Below are 18,780 nucleotides of genomic sequence, written 5' to 3'. Positions count from 1 at the left end.
GCATTTTTTTATTTTTAAGATAGAGTTTGGAGAGTCGAGTTGGGCAAAATAACCATCCTTTAAAAATGGGTTCTTCTCCTTACGTTAAAAAGTGGAAAAAATTGCTTCTCTAGGCCATACAAAGCTAAATAAAACGTCAGTTGATGTAATTTTAGCTCCAGTCGCTGCGGCAGAATTATTTTTTTTGCAACTAATATTCCGATTATTTATCTATCGGATGCAACGTTTAAGCTGTATCAAAAATATTATCCTTTGAATTTAGATCAACAAGAGGCTGAATGGTTAGAAAAACAAGAATTAACTGCCATTTCCAAGGCAAGTAAAATAGTATATTGCTCAAAATGGGCTGCTGATTCCGCTATTTCGGATTACCAGGCTGATGCTGATAATGTTGTTGTGCTTCCTTTTGGGGCCAATTTAGATAATCCTCCTCTAGCTGAGGAGATTTCTATCAAAAAAACAAATGTCTTCTTGTCGTTTGTTATTTGTGGGCAAAGATTGGCACAGGAAAGGGGGAGATATTGCCTTTCAAACTTTAATTTCTCTGTGCAATCAAGGGATTGATGCCGAGTTAGTACTTGTTGGTTGTGTACCCCCTGCTGAAATTAAACATGACAAGCTCACAGTCATCCCTTTTTTGAATAAAAATATTCCCGAACAGCGGAAACAACTCGACGAACTTTTTTTGAAATCGAATTTTTTCATTCTTCCTACTCGCGGCGATTGTTCCCCAATCGTACTTTGTGAGGCGAACGCTTTTGGACTTCCCGTACTCACAACCGATATTTGCGGAATTTCTACTATTATTAGCAACGGGAAGAATGGTTATAGGTTACCCCTTGCCGCTGGTGGCGACGATTACGCGAATATAATTGTAGAAAATTTCTCTGATAGCACCCACTACGAGAACTTAGTGCGCTCCTCCAGAGAGGAATATGACGCACGATTGAATTGGAACAAATGGGCAGAGAGCCTTCATCAGGTAATTATAGAACTGCTAGCTCAGAAGCATCAGTTGGATCAGGACAATTTCTTAAAAAGCACTTAGGGATTTCCTGATAGGTGAGCAAGCTTTGGCTCTCTACTTGGAATAAAAGAGTAATAGTAAAAATTATCCTAGAGTCAAAGCTTGACACCGTTATAGTTTTGCCACGCTTGCCAGAAAACGTAAATTGAAAGAATAGCTAACAGCGAACGAAATGCCAAACTCACGATCCGATCGGATAACTTGGGTAAAATGCGCGTACTAATTTGCGCTCCCAATAAACCGCCTGTACCCAAAAGTAACCCTTCAACCCACAAAACATTTCCTCGAAAGGCGTGCCCGATAGTAGCTGAAACGGCTGTAATGATAATGACACCCAAACTCGTCTGAATTGCCGTTTTAATCCTTTCCCCCAACAGCAAAATTTGCAGTGGCACCATAATTACACCGCCACCGACTCCAAACAAACCTGCCAATACACCTGCCGTACTGCCGGTGATAATTCGGGAAATAGTGGCTTTGATTCCTGTATCCTGAATTAGTGTCTCGCCTGCTACTTGTTGAAGTTCCTGTTTCTCCCTAGCGCTTAGACGTTTTCGGAGTTCAACCAGGTAAATATTCAAAAGTAGCAGTAACCCAAATGCTACGAGTAAAGCGTAGGGAGTAAATAACTCTGCCAGATAGGCACCCACTTGCGCGGTAACTACCGCAGGAAATCCAATGCCTATGACTTGCTGCAATCTCAAATACCCCATTCGCCAGTTTTGGACGCTGCCAGAAATCGCAGTAATCACAATCGACAGACTACTCGTAGCAACTGCTTGAACAGGCTGATATCCTAACGCGACTAACAACGGTACGAGTACTGTGCCGCCACCGATGCCCAAAAAACCGGCAAGAATTCCCGCAAATAAGCCACCACCAGCAAAAATTAATAAAGTCGTTGGCGTCATTCGATTGTAGATTTTGGATAATGGAATTTTCCCGACTAATAAATACGAGGGTTTCGGTCAAGTTTGAGTTCTAGCTAGATTACGCTAACGGGTACCGCATTAAAGGGCGATCGCCTTCGGTAATATGGACTTAGGAAGCATACCATGAACCCCTTTGTGAGGACGATTGACCACTTGAGTAATATGGAAATTCACCGCAAGAGAACACAAAACATAAGCCTCTTCGGCACTTAATCCAGCAAAGTGTTCTAAGAAAGTCATCATCTGCTGGAGGGCACATTCAAATGCCTGATCCAGCGTTTCACCAAACCCAAGAGTAATAATATCGGTAGGAGTTTCTGCCAGGGGAGCGCTCAATTGTAAATCCTTACGTAACCGAATCTGGATAGTGCCGTTCATGGACGTTTCAATCGCGGTGACATTAATTTCGCCATCACCTTGAGCTGCATGTCCGTCCCCAATAGAAAATAGTGCACCAGGGACAAATATGGGCAAAAAGATGCTTGAACCCGCTCGCAATTCTCGATTATCAATATTGCCTCCATAAACTCCGGGAGGAACCGAAGAACGGTTCGTTTCATCTGTGGCAACACCGAGGATACCAAAGAAGGGTTTGAGAGGAATAGATATGCCGCTACCGTTTGGAAATTGTGCCACACCCTTGTCTAAATCCAAGGGGATAAACCGTAGCCTGGGTTCTGTAAACTGCTCAGGTAAGGCTCCCCATCCTGGGCGAATGGCGTTGAATCCGATAGGTAAACGGGGTGAGATATCTTGCAGCTTTACTTCCAGAACATCCCCTGGTTCAGCGCCATTTACATAAATCGGTCCGGTGAGCAAGTGTGGCCCTGGCCCCACTTTGCGTTTTGTGGGTAAATGTTGACAAATTTCTAGTAATTCCGCTGTCAAAAATTCCGGCGGCGCTTTGTCGTAAATATAGAAACCGGTGTAAGTTTCAACATCGATGCTGTCACCTGAATTAACCACTAATGCGGGTTCCAACTCATGGGAAAAGCCGCCGAGATGAACCGTTTGACAGCTAGCTTTAAGAATGTGGTGAGTCATCTAGCACTAAGAAGCAGAAACAAAAGCCTCGCCATTCAATTATGCAGGGTAGTGACGCCGTTACGAGAGGTATCTCCAGGAGATTGGGTATTAGAGGCATTGCCTAAGCCCATCATACTATCAGGCTTATCGCTTGCTGAACAGTTTTGATGAGAATGGGAATTTCACCAGATTGGAGTGGGGGTACTGTAGGTGAGTCAAGTAAGGATGTCCCTAAAAAACCGATGTATTTTCGTCATTTTCCTCGCGACTTATCTGAATTTTCAACGATAAATCGTTTGCTTCTAGTTGCAAATTATGCTTGGCTTGTTTCTCGAAATTTTGGTAAGCGTAATCAGTTAAATAGAGTCTTTCTCGCTGCAAAAATTGAGTTAAAACTCTTTGCCTTCCTATCTGATAATCTACCTCAGCCATCCACGAATATTCTTGACGAATCGCTTGAGCATAAGTCTGATATTCCCCTTTGGTTGCACCAAGGATAGATAAATCAGCATCCAGAAGAATTTGATTGTCTATATCAGTGGGTAATGCTTGGTGATTTTTGGTTGTCACAATAAGGTATTTAACCCGATTAATTATGGTTTGATGAATTTTTAAGGAGTGGAGTGCCGCTTCTGCGTATTCAGCGCTTTTCTCCTCGTTATCTGGAGCTTGAGGGTCATATATAACATCATGAAACCAAGCCGCAAGCTGAACAGAAATGTAATCTAAACTACGCGATTTCATCTGTCCAATTATTTCTAATACTTGATTAATATGCTCTAAGTTATGATAGAATCTTTCAGTGGTAGAGTAAGCAGTGACTAAGTCAAGAAATACTTTTTGTTCTAACTCAGTCTCCACTACAAACGGTTGGAGTAAAGTTTCCCAACGGAATTTTAGGATTTTCAAAGTGTTGGTAAAAGGCTTCATTGAATGTGATAAGAGCTAACAATGACGATTAGCAAAGACTTATGGCAGTCTAATCAAGACTTAGCACAAGCCTGTCTGGAACACCCTTTTGTACAAGGAATTGCCACTGGCACCCTGGAGCGCACAAAATTCGCTTACTATGTGGGTCAAGATGCCTTTTTTCTAGAAGCTTTCGCTCGTGCTTATAGTATTGCCGCCGCTAAGGCGATGGATTGGCAAGAATTTAATACTTTTCATTGTCTTGCTGCGGGTGTTCTCGAAGAACTGAAGCTTCACGAGGGTTATGCGGCAACCTGGGGGGTGGACTTGCGAACAGTCGAACCGGGTGCAGCCACACGCCGCTATACGGATTTTTTACTGGCAACCGCTTGGGGGTGTGAATTGAGTTTAATTACGGTGGCGATGACTCCCTGTATGCGTCTCTATGCCTTTTTAGGTCAACAATTGGCTGATGATGGGATTCCAACTCATCAATATACGGATTGGATTCGCACCTATAGCCATCCAGAGTTTGAGGAACTGGCGCAGAAGCTAGAGCATTTGACTGACCAGTATACTCAGCTTACGGCATCGGTAGAATCAACGTATCGTTATGCCATGTTGTGTGAACGCGACTTCTTTGAGGCGGCTTGGCAAATCGCTTGATTTTTGGAGATTAGCGTTAGAGTGACTCAAATCGAGCGTCATTGCTAACTTTGGGATCAAGATTAAACAGCAGTACGCTCTAGCACATTGAGATGCTTGGAGATGGCAGGAAGGCTCATTTCAAAGGGTTTGGCTAACTCAGTGATCAATGCCTCACCCTTGGCGAGGTGAGCGAGAATCGCCCGTCGCGTGGGATCTGCAAGATGCCCAACGATTGAGTTTAGAGGACACAGATAGTCTCGGCAACGCAGGCCAACCATACTGTGGTGTTCCAGTGCAGCAACTTATTATGTTGCGCCCTGCAAGTCAGTACAAATGTATGCGGTAAAAGAATCTTATACCTTAACATCTTAACTAAATTATTGCTATCCTTAAAGCAGGAAGTTGTGATTTTTCCCCAAATTCATGACTTAAGCCTAAATATCTAACTATGCTTATCGAATTTAGTGTCGGCAACTATAGATCATTTAAGGAGAAAGTCACCTTTAGTATGGTGGCAGCTAATCTTGTCGCGAAAGACAAAACACTGGATGAAAATAACGTTTTTGAAATAGATGATGATCTCAAGCTGCTTAAGAGTTCTGCAATATATGGCGCAAATGCTAGTGGGAAAAGCAACCTAGCTAAAGCTCTAGGCTTTATGCGATGGTTTATGATTAACTCTTCTAAAGAAACCCAAAGCACAGAGAAAATTGGTGTTGAGCGATTTAAGCTCAGTCTTGAAACTGAGACTGAGCCGTCATTCTTTGAGATAGCATTCCTAATGAACGGCAGGAAATATAGATATGGATTCGAGGCGACTCGTAAGAGAGTTGTTTCTGAATGGTTATTTTATGTGCCTAAATTAAGAGAAACAAAACTTTTTGAACGCCGACTAGATAATATTAGTGTTACCAAAACATATAAAGCTGACGGCATTCAGCAGAAAACAAGACATAATGCTCTGTTTTTGTCTGTATCTGCTCAATTTAATGTCGGGATTGCTGAGAAAATCTTGGACTGGCTTACACATCGAGTCAAAGTTGTTTCTGGTTTGGATGATAGAGGCTATCGAAGCTATACAGTTAGTTGCCTAATGGAGAATAAAAATAAAGAAGATATCCTTCAATTGCTAAAAAAATTAGATTTAGGATTTGGTGATATCAAAGTAGAAGAAATCGAAATCACTGATGAATTTTTACCTAAGGAATTACCAGAAGAGATAAAGAGTTTTATTTTGAAAAATGGAAAAGCGACATCAGTACAAACAATGCATCGTAAGCTTGATGTCCAAGGAAATTCTATATCTATAGAGTTGTTTGATTTAGATGAACAAGAGTCTGAAGGAACTCAAAAAGTCTTTGCTTTAGCAGGGCCTCTGGTTGACACTCTAAAAAATGGTAAGGTTTTAATTATAGATGAATTCGATGCTAGAATTCACCCTCTAATAAGTCTTGCAATTGTTAAACTATTCAACTCTAATGAAACAAATCCCAAAAATGCTCAGTTAATCTTCATGACCCATGACACCAACTTGCTAAGTAATAAGCTATTTCGTAGGGATCAAATTTGGTTTGCAGAAAAAAATAGATACGGTGCAACAGATTTGTATTCTTTAGCAGAATACAAAATACGTAACGATGCGTCGTTTGAGAGCGATTATATCAAAGGTAGATATGGTGCAATTCCATTTATTGGAAACCTGAATCATCTAATCAATTCCAATGTCTAGAAGAAAGGTAAATACTCGTGGATATCTACCTAGAAAAGTTGATACGAGGGAAATTAGACAGAGATTTTTGATCGTATGTGAAGGAGAGAAAACAGAACCTAACTATTTCAGAAGTTTTCGTGTTCCTAAAGATGTTGCTGAAATAGATGTGCAGGGTTTAGGAGAAAATCCAAGTAGACTAGTTCAAAGCGCAAAAGACTTGAATAAGCAAGGAGATTACGATCAGGTTTGGTGTGTCTTTGATCGTGATTCTTGGACTGTAGAAGATTTTAATAATGCCATCAAAAATGCTAATGAGCAAGGATTTAAAGTGGCTTATTCTAACGAAGCGTTTGAGCTATGGTATGTTCTACATTTTGATTTTCTTAATACAGGTATTCCTAGAGGTGATTATCTTCGCAAATTAACTTCTTTACTTGGTCGAACATACAAGAAAAATAGTGAAACAATTTATGAAGAATTATTTGAAAGGCAATCTATTGCTATTAAAAATGCTGAAAATCTCCTTAAGCAATACGATCCTCACATTCCAGCTAAAGATAATCCATCTACATCAGTGCATTTATTAGTACAGGAACTCAATAAATTTATTCAATGATTAACTTTAAAGCATCGCTTAACTCTACGCAGTACGGACAAGCTTCAAGTATTTGTCAAACAAATAAACTAGCAACATAACTGATGATTCGCAAGTCCTTTCTTTACCCTTCGCTACTATGACTTTCCCTCCCTGGTAATCTTCTAGAACCCAATCCAACTCGCGATTCGCATTACAACTAAGGCGGAGAGTTTGTTCGTGGATTCCCCCTCCTTTCTCGCCAACGCCCTTAAAGATGTTGCGCTGCTGATCAAATTTTGAGGACGGGAGAAGTTCACGATGTCATTGGATAGTAAAAACAAAACGACCAAGACTGTAATTGTATTAACGATTATCTTCCTGGCGATCGAATTATTAGACGAACTTGTGGATGGAGTGGGGGGTGCAGCCTATCCGTTGATTCGGACTGATTTGCATCTTTCCTATGTGCAAGTGGGACTGTTGCTGACGATACCCAATACTATCAGTAGCTTGATAGAGCCAATTCTGGGGATTTTAGGAGATTTGGGACAGCGACGGCAATTGATTTTGGGGGGAGGTATTGCTTTTGCGATCGCATTACTACTCATTTCCCTCAGTCATCACTTTTTTGGGTTATTAGCCGCGTTTGTGCTGTTTTATCCCGCCTCTGGCTCCTTTGTCAGTCTTTCCCAGGCGACGCTGATGGACATGGAACCAACACGCCACGAGCAAAACATGGCACGTTGGACATTGGCGGGTTCTGTTGGTAATGTCATTGGACCTTTGGCTTTAGCAGGTGCTGTAGCATTAAATCAAAGTTGGCGGAGTGTGTTTTTAATCTTGGCGGTACTAACAGTATTATTGCTAGGAATCTTGTGGAAGTATCCAATCGCAACTCTAACCGCCTCATCTCAAGTTGAGCAGCCAATACAAAGTTTCAACGATGGTATCCGTCAAGCTATCAACAGCTTAAAACGACGCAACGTACTCCGTTGGTTAACGTTGTTGCAATTTTCGGATTTAATGTTGGATGTTCTGCGTGGTTTTTTAGCACTGTATTTTGTTGATGTCGTCGGTGCAAGTAACACACAGGCGAGTTTTGCTATCACCGTATGGTTGGGGTTTGGCTTACTCGGAGATTTTCTCCTCATTCCCTTACTTGAACGAGTGCAAGGACTCGCTTATTTGAGGTTTAGCGCAATGATTGTTTTGTGCCTCTACCCGGCTTTTTTGATTGTGCCCAATCTCAATGTTAAGTTGATCATTCTCGGCTTTCTGGGGTTCTTGAATGCAGGTTGGTACTCAATTCTTCAGGGGCGATTGTACACAGCGATGCCAGGGCAGAGTGGGACAGTCATGACACTCAACAACCTGGCGGGTTTCGTGGGTGGTTTAGCCCCGTTTGTACTAGGTTGGGTGGCTCAACAGTATGGTTTGCAACCTACGATGTGGATGTTACTTGCAGCACCCATCGCCTTGCTGATTGGGCTTTTTAAGGCTTAAGAAAGACAAAGTGGTTAAGAACAATTAGCGATCGCTTGATCAATCAACCTCGAAAGTAATTCTCGATCAGCTTCAGCAATTCCTGCCATTGCCTGTTCCCGGATTTGCAATGCAATCGGAGGCAACACTTCTTCTAAGTCTTTGCCAGCTTCCGTCAACCAAATCCGCCAAATTCTGCGATCGCGCATATCACGCTCTCGACGCACTAACCCTCGTTCCTCCATGCGATCGAGTACCCCGGTTAAAGTGCCTCCCACCTGCTGCAATCGTTCCCCAATACTAGAAGTTGCCAACCCATCTTCTTGCCACAGGCAACACAAAACAACCCAGTGAAACGGCGTCAATCCATACGGCTCTAATCGCTCTTGAAACGTGCGACTCAGCAACATGGAGAGCAGTTTAATCCGGTAGCCGAGGCTTTGGGGAGCGAGAACTTCCTCCCACTCTGCCAAATGACTGCGATTCACAGAAAAAGGCATCAAGCAACAATCAATAGACGAGTATGCAAGATTACAGTAACATCTTTGTTTGACTCATTGTTGTTACATGTCTTAATGGGCGGCAGCACCTGCACCAGTATCCGTCATGAGTAGATTTGCCGTCGCCAACTGAGTAGATGGATTGCCGTAAAAGTGAGAAACTCGTAATCGTACAAGTTGGGATTCTAATTCAGGCGCGAAGCCTCCCTCACGGTGTTGAATGATCTCAGCCCAAGGGAGATTATAAGTTTGAGCCTCTAATTTTTTCACCAGGTCTTCAACGCGACCGATAGATTGAGCCGGGACACCTGCCACAATGTCTCCTTCTGCAACATTCTTAGTGACAACAGCCCCAGCGGCAATGATCGCATTCGCACCAATCGTGACATTGGGCAAAATAATGGCATTGAAACCGATAAAAACATTATCGCGAATGTCAATTTTACCGACTGCATCAAGCTTCACGTTGTAAGCACGGTTAAGCATGGCAATAGAGCCATCATGTCCAATCAAGCTACAGGACGAGAAATGAACGTTATTACCAATTCGCACATAGGCGGGGTCAGTGAAAACCGTGCTGGGGAGAATGCTACAGTCTTGACCCAGCTCGTAAAAATTGCCATGACGGCGGAGATATTCCGCGTATTCATCTCCCCTAGGTTTGCAGATTTTGCGATAGAGACTGGGGAATTTTCCGTAACGTAGGGCGAGTATCCTGATAATATTCTTAAGTAAATTCTTCAGGAATGAATACATGGCATACTGTTAAGTAAAGTGTATTCTAGATAGTAAAAATTGATTGTGAATAAAATGTGAATTAGGGTGAATACGAAAGGGAATTTCCTGTATTATAAATTTGAATTAAAATCGATCAATAAATTATCAAAAAAACGTAATAAATTTACTTCATTGCTTTTCGATAGAAGCAATTTTTTATTTTTAAAATGATTAATGTATTTTTCGTATTCCTTGGGTTTCTCTATGTTTTTTACCTTCTCTGGGGGAGTCGGCAATCCTGTGTGACGCAGCTATAGCAGTCGCCAAGGCAACTCTTGACTCTCGCCAAATACTGAAACATTGAGCCGTCAATATACATCCCTTTTGCCTTCTGCGATATTCGGCGACCCAGCGCGCCGAATCCTCTACCTCCTCACTCTCATCTCCGGTGCCTTTGGCTATACATCAACAAATGCCAACTCCGAGGGAAGAACTACCATCATGAATAAGACTTAGAAATTAATCCGATTTTGTGGTAAATAGGGCGAACTAAACGCCTTAAAGTTGGCAACTTCTGGGCAAAAACAAGGGAACCCAAAATACAGAAAACCCCACCGATCATGACTGTATTCGGTGCACCGATGCGACTGGCTAAAGCACCCGATGCTAAATTTCCAAAGGGTAATACACCTAAGAACGCCATTGTATAAAAACTCATCAATCGCCCCCGTTTATCCTCCTCCACAATGGTTTGTAAAATCGTATTACTTGAAGCAATTTGCAGAATTGAAGCACAGCCAACAATCAACATCATCAGTAAAGACAGCCAGAGAAGACGGGATTGAGAAAAAATAATCAATGCCATCCCTAAACCAGCGGGAGAAAAAGCAATAATTTTACCTAAACCCACGACACTTTGGCGCGAACTGAGGTAAATTCCCCCCATTAATGCGCCCACTCCCACGGCTGCCATGAGAAACCCTAAGGTTTGAGCGCCACCGTGAAGAATTTTTGTAGCAAAAACGGGCACCAAAACTGAATAAGGCATACCCATAAAACTGAATAAGGCTAGTAATAATAAAATCGCTCGGATGGGTGGAAATCCAAAGGCATAGTTGAATCCCTCTTTTAATCGTTGCCAGACATTAGCCTGGTGAGGAGTGATTGTTCTCGGCTTGAGCTTCATCGCCAATAAGCCAGCAATGACGGCAATATAGCTGAGTCCATCAATCAGAAAACATACACCGGCTCCAACACTAGCAATCAGTAATCCTGCAATCGCCGGCCCGACTAATCTAGCTCCATTGAAAACTGAAGAATTGAGTGCGATCGCATTTCCCAAATTCTCTTTTTTATCAATGATTTCCATCACAAAAGCCTGACGAGCCGGGGAATCAATCGCATTGATTAACCCTTGAAATAGGCTCAAGAGAATAATATGCCAAATCGCAATGGTACCCGTCAGCGCTAAAAAAGCTAACGCTAAAGACTGAAGCATCGAAAGGGCTTGAGTACCTATTAAAATCCGGTGACGATTCCAGCGATCGACTAGAATCCCCCCAAACGGAGCAATCACAAAATTGAGAACTTGGCTGGAAAATCCAACAACGCCTAACAACAAGGCGGAGTCAGTCAATTGATAAACTAGCCAAACTGTCGCAATTTGAGTCATCCAAGTACCAATCAGAGAAATGGCTTGGCCTGCAAAAAAAAGACGGTAATTTCTCGACTCTAAGGCTCGCAGAATTGGCTTAAATTTTGATACACCAAAATTCATGAGTAAATGCCTATTTTTAACTCTAATAAGCCTATCCAATACAGGTAATGAGCATCTCTACTAAAAGCGAGATTGGCAATTAGTATTCTTAGAGATGTACTTCCTGAAAAAGAGAAGTTTAGGGATTTTATTTAGGGTACGTACTATTACTGTAACAATACTTAAAGATTTGAGGAATCCCCCGGTCGAGTGAGGCGCAATTTCTACCGGAGGGAAGCTGTCAGGAAAGATGAGCGATCGCACAATCCAAGCCTGTCTAACAATTCTCAAGCACAGCTAGCTCAAAAACAGCTCTCTTTCTCGCCCCTTCTCTTCTCAGTGCCCTCCGAGCCTCTGTGGTTCGTTAAAATTCAGCTTCCGCCGCAACCATCAACCAAGTAAGCCAACCACCTCACCCGTGCCCTCAATCACGCTACCAATGGTATAGGCCGCAACCTGCTGCGCCTCAAACCATCGACGGGTTTCCTCGGCCTGCTCTGGTGGTACCAGTACCACAAAACCAATGCCCATATTGAAAGTATTAAACATACTCTGTGCACTCACTTCACCCGCCTCAGCCAACCACTGAAAAATTGGTGGAATCACCCAACTATTAGGATCAAGCTGAACCGATTGATTAGCTCCCAGACAGCGTGGCAGGTTCTCTGGTAACCCTCCCCCCGTGATATGAGCCATCCCATGAATATTAATCCCGGCGCGACGAGCCTCCAAAATCGGCTTGACGTAAATCTGCGTAGGGCTTAACAACACTTCACCTAAACTTTGACCTGCAAGCCCTTCTGGGCGAATCTGCCACCTTTGGGCGCTATCCTCCACGCCTTCACCCGTAGCCTGTTCCAGGAGTTGCGTCATCACTGGAGACTCGTTGACGATTTTCCGTACCAAACTAAAGCCGTTACTGTGGACACCTTGACTCGCTAAACCAATTGCCACATCTCCCACCTGCACCTGGGAACCGTCCAACAATTGGCTCTTTTCCACAATTCCCACACAAAACCCCGCTAAGTCGTACTCTCCAGGTTGGTAGAAACCGGGCATTTCCGCTGTTTCTCCTCCCATCAACGCACATCCAGCCAGGCGACACCCTTGTGTAATGCCGGCAACCACTTGAGTGAGTTGTTCGGAATTGAGCTTGCCGGTTGCCAAATAATCCAAGAAAAATAGCGGTTCTGCCCCAGAGGTTAAAACATCATTGACGCACATCGCCACCAGGTCAATTCCGACTGTGTTATGACAGTTGAGGTCTTGGGCGATTTTGAGCTTTGTGCCAACGCCATCGGTGCCCGATACCAAGACCGGTTCCCGATACCCCACAGGTAGCTGAAAGTAACCACTAAAGCCACCCAGTCCACCCAACACTTCAGGTCGGTGCGTGCTTTGCACCAGGCTACGGATTCGTTCTACAAAATCTCGACCTGCCTCAACATCGACACCGGCTTCTCGATAATCCATCAGACAACAACAAGGTTTTGAGTTAGAGATGCAGGATGTATTTTACAGGTTGATTGGCAAGGTTGAACGTAGCGATCGCCAAAGAGATTGAGGTCACAGGTTGAAAGTCCTCAGAAATGTATGACCGTTTTATTCATAAAGCCGAAACATTTTATGTAAAGTTTTCATAAAATTTGCGAATTTTTCCGGAAACAGATAAAAACCGCAAATTCTTGCCAGACAAGAGTTTTAAGAAAAATGAGAATTTAAAGTTTTGATAAATCAGCCGATGAATACCGACGAACCCTGATCCCCAAACCCAAAACTTCATGTTAGTCTGTTGCAGTTCAAGGAAACAGAGCGAACGCGGAACGAGTACGAGTTAATGGGGAGATTGCCTTTTCACAAGCTTCACAACCAGAAGCACAAAATCTCGAATTCCAAATAGCTTTTGACAACGGACTTATGAATCAACGAATTTGGAGTGGCCTTAGTGCTACTCTCCTAATGACAACCCTGGGAACGGCAACAGCAGGTCAAGCTCAACAAGCGAGCCAGCTAGACCAAGCGTCAGAGAATAACTCACCCAAAACCCAGGTACGGCAGGTAACAGCGACAGCGACCCCTGCTTCAAAGCAACCACAAGTTCAGCCGGAAGAAGTGGTTAAGGTCGGGGAGAGGCACTCACCGATCGCGGCAGCAGTGGAACAAGCCGAAGTCATTGCAAAAATTCAAGCCTATGAATCAGGAGGGCGTAAGGTCGCGATCCTGTATGTCCGCGATATTCCTGTCCTGAGCTTCTGGGACTCTCGGCCTGGGACAAGTCAGAGATCCCAAGTGGGTGCAACCCCCGCAGCTCCAGCAAAGAGGGCTTCTCGCCAGTCCAGTTCACCCACGAGGGCAATGACCTCAGACGAACTGGAAGGGGCTAAGCAGTATACCGCATCATCGGATCGGTTCGAGATAGAAAATAACCCGGTTTGGCGGGCGACAGCCGTTGCGGCTAAATTGAATCAACTGTATCGAGACAACGTAGATGCGAAGGCGATCGCTGTGCGTTGGAATGATCCACACAAAGCCTTCAGCATTCAAGTGAATGGTCAAGAAGTTGTTCAAATCAACGACAACACATTCCTACCCGATACAACCAAAAACCTCGCTCAAGACGCTCTGCAAGCCACCAATCGCCTCCGACGGCTAATAGGGAATGCTCCACCCTTGCGAACAATTGCCGGGATGCCCCAAAAGCGTCGAGCCGCACAAGTTGCCTTTGCTCCGGTTCGATCAGCGATGAGTGGAATTGCCTCTTGGTATGGCCCTGGATTCCATGGTAATCGCAGTGCCAGTGGCGAAGTTTACAATCAAAATGCGATGACGGCTGCTCACCGCACCTTACCTTTTGGAACCAAGGTTGTAGTCACGAACCTCAACAACGGTCGTTCTGTGGTGGTGCGGATTAATGACCGTGGGCCGTTTATCAGGGGTCGAGTGATTGACCTTTCAGCGGCTGCTGCTAGAGCCTTAGGCGTCATGCAAACGGGCATTGCGCCAGTACAGGTACAGGTTCTGGGGGAGCAAAAAACAGTAGCATCTGACAGCTACTAATGGCACAGGGGCAAGCCTCCCCTGCTGGAGTGCTGTGAACTTAAGACCCAATTCCAAAGGTCAGAACGCCAGCCAACCCCTCTATTTTTGGATTTTTAGCTTTAGAATTTTTGAAGTGAAGCCCTCCGGCTCAAAGCGGGGGGCTTCCCTTGTTAGACCCATCGCTGACTGGCTGGAAGTCATCGAATTGCTAACATCAAGGTGATGCTCCTCCCATTGCTACCCTACGGGACGGCGTGGGGATTCCGGCGATTTCAGCTAAAATCCAAATTCTAGAATTTCATGCGCCTGTTTACGACAACAGCGGGATTGCTCTGCTACTTAGAACGTTACCGCAACGGTAAGGATGTTGGTCTTGTCCCGACCATGGGAGCCTTGCATAGGGGTCACTTTAGTTTAATTGAGCGGGCAAGACAGGAAAATGGCCTAGTCATTGTCAGCATTTTTGTGAATCCACTACAGTTTGGCCCAACTGAAGATTTACAGCGATACCCACGACAGTTGGAACAGGATCAACAACAGTGTGAACGGCTGGGAGTGGATGTAATTTTTGCCCCGACGGTGGTCGAATTTTACGGAAATCATCTGTCAAGCTCAGACATGGGTATCCAGGTGACTCAGGTCGTTCCACCTACCACGATGACTTCTGTATTATGTGGTCGCTCTCGCCAGGGACACTTTCAGGGAGTCGCGACAGTGGTGACAAAGCTGTTGAACCTCGTACAACCAGAGCGTGCTTATTTCGGTCAGAAGGATGCACAGCAACTAGCGATTATCCGGCGCATCGTAGCGGATTTAAATGGGTCAGTGGAAATTGTCGCTTGTCCCATTGTGCGGGAAGCATCTGGACTCGCTCTGAGTTCCCGCAATCAATATTTGTCCCCCTCGCAAAAAGCTCAAGCACCGCTCCTATTTCAAGCTTTGCAGCAAGCCCAGAAGGTGTTTAAATCGGGGGAGCGCGATGGCGTGAGTCTGATTGAGGCAGTGAAGTCAGAATTGGCTGGGGTGAGTGAACTGCAAGTGGAGTACGTTGAACTGGTTCATCCCAAAACGCTGACGCCGTTAGAGCAAGTGGAGGACTGTGGCTTATTGGCGATCGCAGCACGTCTAGGAACCACTCGTTTAATCGACAACATCCTGCTCTATAACCGTCAGCCCATTGTAGCCATTGACGGGCCGGCAGGGGCTGGGAAATCCACCGTTGCCCGCCGAGTGGCTCAGTCTTTAGGGCTGATGCATCTGGATACGGGTGCCATGTATCGTGCTGTAACTTGGCGGGTAATGGAAGCCGGAATTGATCTAGACAATGAATCAGCGATCGCCGAACTCGTCAGCCAGTCTCAAATTTATCTGACTAATGAGCAACAGGAAGAGCCAGCACTAACCCTCCAGGACTCCTTACCCTTGCGCTATCGCGTTTGGATTGATGGAGAGGATGTCACCCAAGCCATTCGTTCCCAGGAAGTCACGGGTAATGTATCTGCGATCGCGGCTCAACCAGCGGTGCGGCGGGAGTTAGTCAAACAACAGCAGCAGTGGGGTTGTCAGGGTGGCATTGTGGTCGAAGGTCGTGATATTGGCACCCACGTTTTTCCCGATGCCGAACTCAAAATTTTCTTAACCGCCTCTGTTCAAGAAAGGGCAAGGCGACGCCAACAAGACCTCAAAGACCAAGAACTGCCGATGGTGAGTTTAGAGCAGCTAGAACAGGATATTCAACAGCGTGACATCCGTGATAGCACTCGTGCTTTGGCACCCCTACGCAAGGCTACTGATGCCATTGAAGTCGTCACGGATGGTCTTAGTATCACAGAGGTTACCGAACGCATTGTCAGTCTTTACCGAAATCTCCAAGCCAGCCCCTTATCCCTAGAGGTGAGATCCATGGGATGACCATCAATAGAGGTGTGATGGCGAGGTGGCTGGACTTTCTTTCACAAAGAATCCGCACCCTGGTGGGTGCGGAATATTAATTTCCAGTCTTATAAGTATCTATCTCTAAAATCAGTCCCTGTTATGCAGTTGGGTCAGATTTTGTTCATCTAGAGAACTATAGCTGTCGCCATAAAGGTTAGGACAGCCCTAACGGCTGAAACGACGACTTAGCAGTAATAAACCTTCTGCCTTGTGCCTTGTGCCTTCTGCCTTTTGCTATAACTGTCCGAACTCTCCCGAAAAATAAAACCCGCTGGCTAGAGGACAGCGGGCAAGGCATGTGTTTAGTTAAATCATTTCATTTATAAACTGGGTAGACCGTTCAGCGATAGCGGGAAAATACTGAACTGTTAAACGAGATTTTGAACTCTATAGATCAAAATTCCGAGAAATCCCGGAGATAAATTCGGGGTTGTCGTTCCTAACGTTAAGATTTTTTGCGATTGTCTCTTGGACAAGTCTTCGGTCAAACCGAGTGCCAATCCTTAAGCAACAAGAAAGCCCAGCGAAAAAAGCTGGGCGGTAATGAAGGAACATGGTAGATGTCCCCTGAAAGTGAATACACTATTACTAGACTCTCCAGACTGAGGGGAGACTCACCCCCCTAATTGTTTGTCAAACCTAGGGCGGAGACATTATAAACCAGCACGGCACAAATAACCGAGCAGCTAAAGTCTGAGGAAGTAGCGGGAGTCAGACATTAGTGTTTCGGCGAATGAATCACTGGCAACGGTAACTGAACACTGTGGCGTGGATGAACAAAGCCCAAGACTTCTCTGCTATGCCAAGTCAGTGTAAGCCCGTCCATAATACCTTCAATCCACCCTTGTCGATTTTGAAACAGCCAAGGTTGTAAATCTCGTAGGGGCATTCTACACACGGATTCAGGAGACAAACTATTAAAAATTTCTAGGGGGACAATGAACCCCAGTGTTTTTCCTTGATGTGTTATTATTGCGGCTTCAATTCCTATCTGCCAGCGGCGTCGATAGGCACGGGCGCTGGTAGTCAGTTCGGCAAGAGAAACTTGGCGGCAAAGAATACTCATAGTGAGTTATTCCCTTTTCGTCATAGCCGCACCGGAAAAATTAAGGTTACATCTCCCGATTCCCCAGATTCATCAGTGGAGTTTGATTCAGAACTGTTTGCCGAGACACCAAAAAGATTTTTGTCTGGCAGCTAAGTACAATTGCATCTATTCAATAAAATTTGAGCAATATGTCAGTTTGTAGACCTGTTTAAAGTGTAGGGATTGGGGAAGCAATGAAGATATTGGTACTTGCCTGGGAATTTCCGCCCCGGATTGTTGGGGGAATTGCGCGCCATGTGGCGGAGTTATATCCAGAAATCGTTAAATTAGGGCATGAAGTCCACTTAATTACTGTGGAGTTCGGAGAAGCGCCGCTTTATGAAGTTGTGGATGGTGTTCATATCCATCGGGTACCCGTTGCTCCCAGTCATGACTTCTTTCACTGGATTGTGAATTTGAACGACAGCATGGGGCTTCATGGGGGCAAACTTCTTCTAGAAGAAGGGCCTTTTGATTTGATTCATGCCCATGATTGGCTAGTGGGAGATGCCGCGATCGCACTGAAGCATAACTTCAAAATTCCAATGGTGGCGACGATTCACGCCACAGAATTTGGTCGTTATAACGGTCTTTACAACGAAACCCACCATTACATTTGTGGCAAAGAAAAACTGCTTGCCTATGATGCTTGGCGGGTGATTGTCTGTACTGAATATATGCGGCGGGAAGTGGAACGCGCCTTAGATACGCCTTGGGACAAAATGGATGTGATTTATAACGGCGTCCGACCTGAAAAGAAACACCGTACTCCAGAATTTGACCACTGGAACTTCCGTCGCCGCTTTGCTGATGATGGAGAGAAAATATTCTACTATGTGGGTCGTATGACCTATGAAAAGGGCGTGTCTGTTCTTATCAGCGCTGCCCAAAAAGTCCTGTGGGAAATGGGGGGCTATGCCAAGGTTGTGATTATCGGTGGTGGTAATACCGACCACTTAAAGAAGCAAGCTTGGGATTTGGGGATTGGTCACAAATGCTATTTTACGGGTTTTATGTGCGACGCTGACCTGGATAAGTTCCAAACGATCGCAGATTGTGCAGTTTTCCCCAGTCTCTATGAACCCTTTGGTATTGTCGCTCTAGAAAGCTTTGCAGCCCGTGTCCCTGTGGTTGTTTCCGATACCGGGGGATTCCCAGAGGTGGTGCGACACACCAAGACTGGCATTGTCACCTACGCCAACAACCCCGACTCTCTGGCTTGGGGGATTTTGGAAGTGTTGAAAAACCCTGGCTATACTCAGTGGTTGATTGATAATGCTTATGAAGATTTAGAGCGACGTTTCAGTTGGTCTAAAATTGCCAAGCAAACTGAGGCAGTTTTTGAGCAAGTTGTGAGTGAGCGATCGCAAGTTGTCTGGCTCTAAGTTTTAATTCCTTCCCAGCACAACGGTTTTTTGTCTCTAATTCCGACTG

General features: G+C 44.8%; 16 protein-coding genes and 1 pseudogene. 8 read left to right on the top strand and 9 right to left on the bottom strand.

The window, feature by feature from the left end; genetic code table 11:
- Nucleotides 1–463 precede the first annotated feature (463 nt).
- A complete protein-coding gene (locus tag NDI48_22450) occupies nt 464–1,048 on the top strand; it encodes a glycosyltransferase family 4 protein (protein MEP0833929.1) in 585 nt (194 codons plus the stop codon).
- A gap of 74 nt (nt 1,049–1,122) precedes the next feature.
- Here the strand turns inward: NDI48_22450 and NDI48_22445 are convergent, their stop codons facing one another.
- From NDI48_22445 to NDI48_22435, 3 genes are all read right to left on the bottom strand, one after another.
- On the bottom strand, nt 1,123–1,938 hold the full coding sequence (locus tag NDI48_22445) for a sulfite exporter TauE/SafE family protein (protein MEP0833928.1): 816 nt from the start codon (nt 1,936–1,938) through the stop codon (nt 1,123–1,125).
- Nucleotides 1,939–2,037: 99 nt separating this feature from the next.
- Nucleotides 2,038–3,003: an acetamidase/formamidase family protein gene (locus NDI48_22440; GenBank protein MEP0833927.1), complete on the bottom strand. Its 966-nt coding sequence runs from the start codon at nt 3,001–3,003 to the stop codon at nt 2,038–2,040.
- A 213-nt stretch (nt 3,004–3,216) separates the two neighbouring features.
- Nucleotides 3,217–3,915, bottom strand: a complete 699-nt coding sequence (locus NDI48_22435) for a hypothetical protein (GenBank protein MEP0833926.1) — start codon at nt 3,913–3,915, stop codon at nt 3,217–3,219.
- A gap of 21 nt (nt 3,916–3,936) precedes the next feature.
- Between NDI48_22435 and NDI48_22430 the strand changes: the two genes are divergently transcribed.
- Nucleotides 3,937–4,560, top strand: coding sequence for a TenA family protein (locus NDI48_22430; GenBank protein MEP0833925.1), 624 nt, complete (start codon nt 3,937–3,939; stop codon nt 4,558–4,560).
- A 62-nt stretch (nt 4,561–4,622) separates the two neighbouring features.
- Here NDI48_22430 and NDI48_22425 read toward each other — a convergent pair whose 3' ends face one another.
- Nucleotides 4,623–4,820 carry a helix-turn-helix domain-containing protein gene (locus NDI48_22425; GenBank protein MEP0833924.1) on the bottom strand — a complete coding sequence of 66 codons (198 nt, stop codon included), beginning with the start codon at nt 4,818–4,820 and terminating at the stop codon, nt 4,623–4,625.
- 170 nt (nt 4,821–4,990) lie between these two features.
- Here NDI48_22425 and NDI48_22420 point away from each other — a divergent pair, with 170 nt between their 5' ends.
- The 3 genes from NDI48_22420 to NDI48_22410 all read left to right on the top strand — a co-directional run bounded on the left by NDI48_22420 (nt 4,991) and on the right by NDI48_22410 (nt 8,333).
- A complete protein-coding gene (locus tag NDI48_22420) occupies nt 4,991–6,271 on the top strand; it encodes an ATP-binding protein (protein MEP0833923.1) in 1,281 nt (426 codons plus the stop codon).
- On the top strand, nt 6,264–6,869 hold the full coding sequence (locus NDI48_22415; protein ID MEP0833922.1) for an RloB family protein: 606 nt from the start codon (nt 6,264–6,266) through the stop codon (nt 6,867–6,869). Before NDI48_22420 ends, NDI48_22415 begins: the two co-directional genes overlap by 8 nt.
- A gap of 279 nt (nt 6,870–7,148) precedes the next feature.
- The gene (locus tag NDI48_22410; GenBank protein ID MEP0833921.1) at nt 7,149–8,333 is read left to right on the top strand and encodes an MFS transporter; all 1,185 of its coding nucleotides are present in this window, start codon (nt 7,149–7,151) and stop codon (nt 8,331–8,333) included.
- A 14-nt stretch (nt 8,334–8,347) separates the two neighbouring features.
- On the opposite strand, the gene NDI48_22405 is transcribed toward NDI48_22410, so the two are convergent.
- The 4 genes from NDI48_22405 to purM form a co-directional block, all read right to left on the bottom strand.
- The gene (locus NDI48_22405; protein ID MEP0833920.1) at nt 8,348–8,812 is read right to left on the bottom strand and encodes a MarR family transcriptional regulator; all 465 of its coding nucleotides are present in this window, start codon (nt 8,810–8,812) and stop codon (nt 8,348–8,350) included.
- Between the two features lie 72 nt (nt 8,813–8,884).
- Complete coding sequence (locus NDI48_22400) at nt 8,885–9,568, bottom strand: acyltransferase (GenBank protein ID MEP0833919.1); 684 nt, start codon at nt 9,566–9,568, stop codon at nt 8,885–8,887.
- Nucleotides 9,569–10,028: 460 nt separating this feature from the next.
- Nucleotides 10,029–11,306, bottom strand: coding sequence for an MFS transporter (locus NDI48_22395; GenBank protein ID MEP0833918.1), 1,278 nt, complete (start codon nt 11,304–11,306; stop codon nt 10,029–10,031).
- 369 nt (nt 11,307–11,675) lie between these two features.
- Nucleotides 11,676–12,758, bottom strand: a complete 1,083-nt coding sequence (gene purM, locus NDI48_22390) for a phosphoribosylformylglycinamidine cyclo-ligase (GenBank protein ID MEP0833917.1) — start codon at nt 12,756–12,758, stop codon at nt 11,676–11,678.
- 1,269 nt (nt 12,759–14,027) lie between these two features.
- On the opposite strand from purM, the pseudogene NDI48_22385 reads away from it, so the two are divergent.
- Both NDI48_22385 and NDI48_22380 read left to right on the top strand, forming a co-directional pair.
- Nucleotides 14,028–14,300 (top strand): annotated as a pseudogene (locus NDI48_22385) (septal ring lytic transglycosylase RlpA family protein).
- 324 nt (nt 14,301–14,624) lie between these two features.
- Nucleotides 14,625–16,235, top strand: a complete 1,611-nt coding sequence (locus tag NDI48_22380) for a bifunctional pantoate--beta-alanine ligase/(d)CMP kinase (GenBank protein MEP0833916.1) — start codon at nt 14,625–14,627, stop codon at nt 16,233–16,235.
- Between the two features lie 742 nt (nt 16,236–16,977).
- On the opposite strand, the gene NDI48_22375 is transcribed toward NDI48_22380, so the two are convergent.
- A complete protein-coding gene (locus tag NDI48_22375; GenBank protein ID MEP0833915.1) occupies nt 16,978–17,325 on the bottom strand; it encodes a hypothetical protein in 348 nt (115 codons plus the stop codon).
- Nucleotides 17,326–17,540: 215 nt separating this feature from the next.
- On the opposite strand from NDI48_22375, the gene NDI48_22370 reads away from it, so the two are divergent.
- On the top strand, nt 17,541–18,731 hold the full coding sequence (locus tag NDI48_22370; protein ID MEP0833914.1) for a glycosyltransferase family 4 protein: 1,191 nt from the start codon (nt 17,541–17,543) through the stop codon (nt 18,729–18,731).
- The last annotated feature ends 49 nt before the right edge of the window (nt 18,732–18,780 follow it).

The sequence above is a fragment of the Microcoleus sp. AS-A8 genome (assembly GCA_039962225.1).
In the GTDB taxonomy this organism is placed as follows: Bacteria; Cyanobacteriota; Cyanobacteriia; order Cyanobacteriales; family Coleofasciculaceae; genus Allocoleopsis.
The sequence above is the reverse complement of the archived record's forward strand: the minus strand, read 5'-3'. Positions and strand labels throughout refer to the sequence as shown.

Excerpts from the sequence above, each read along its gene's own strand:
- NDI48_22450 (MEP0833929.1), top strand. The coding sequence starts at position 464 with ATGTCTTCTTGTCGTTTGTTATTTGTGGGCAAAGATTGGCACAGGAAA.
- NDI48_22445 (MEP0833928.1), bottom strand. The coding sequence starts at position 1,938 with ATGACGCCAACGACTTTATTAATTTTTGCTGGTGGTGGCTTATTTGCG.
- NDI48_22440 (MEP0833927.1), bottom strand. The coding sequence starts at position 3,003 with ATGACTCACCACATTCTTAAAGCTAGCTGTCAAACGGTTCATCTCGGC.
- NDI48_22435 (MEP0833926.1), bottom strand. The coding sequence starts at position 3,915 with ATGAAGCCTTTTACCAACACTTTGAAAATCCTAAAATTCCGTTGGGAA.
- NDI48_22430 (MEP0833925.1), top strand. The coding sequence starts at position 3,937 with ATGACGATTAGCAAAGACTTATGGCAGTCTAATCAAGACTTAGCACAA.
- NDI48_22425 (MEP0833924.1), bottom strand. The coding sequence starts at position 4,820 with ATGGTTGGCCTGCGTTGCCGAGACTATCTGTGTCCTCTAAACTCAATC.
- NDI48_22420 (MEP0833923.1), top strand. The coding sequence starts at position 4,991 with ATGCTTATCGAATTTAGTGTCGGCAACTATAGATCATTTAAGGAGAAA.
- NDI48_22415 (MEP0833922.1), top strand. The coding sequence starts at position 6,264 with ATGTCTAGAAGAAAGGTAAATACTCGTGGATATCTACCTAGAAAAGTT.
- NDI48_22410 (MEP0833921.1), top strand. The coding sequence starts at position 7,149 with ATGTCATTGGATAGTAAAAACAAAACGACCAAGACTGTAATTGTATTA.
- NDI48_22405 (MEP0833920.1), bottom strand. The coding sequence starts at position 8,812 with ATGCCTTTTTCTGTGAATCGCAGTCATTTGGCAGAGTGGGAGGAAGTT.
- NDI48_22400 (MEP0833919.1), bottom strand. The coding sequence starts at position 9,568 with ATGTATTCATTCCTGAAGAATTTACTTAAGAATATTATCAGGATACTC.
- NDI48_22395 (MEP0833918.1), bottom strand. The coding sequence starts at position 11,306 with ATGAATTTTGGTGTATCAAAATTTAAGCCAATTCTGCGAGCCTTAGAG.
- purM (MEP0833917.1), bottom strand. The coding sequence starts at position 12,758 with ATGGATTATCGAGAAGCCGGTGTCGATGTTGAGGCAGGTCGAGATTTT.
- NDI48_22380 (MEP0833916.1), top strand. The coding sequence starts at position 14,625 with ATGCGCCTGTTTACGACAACAGCGGGATTGCTCTGCTACTTAGAACGT.
- NDI48_22375 (MEP0833915.1), bottom strand. The coding sequence starts at position 17,325 with ATGAGTATTCTTTGCCGCCAAGTTTCTCTTGCCGAACTGACTACCAGC.
- NDI48_22370 (MEP0833914.1), top strand. The coding sequence starts at position 17,541 with ATGAAGATATTGGTACTTGCCTGGGAATTTCCGCCCCGGATTGTTGGG.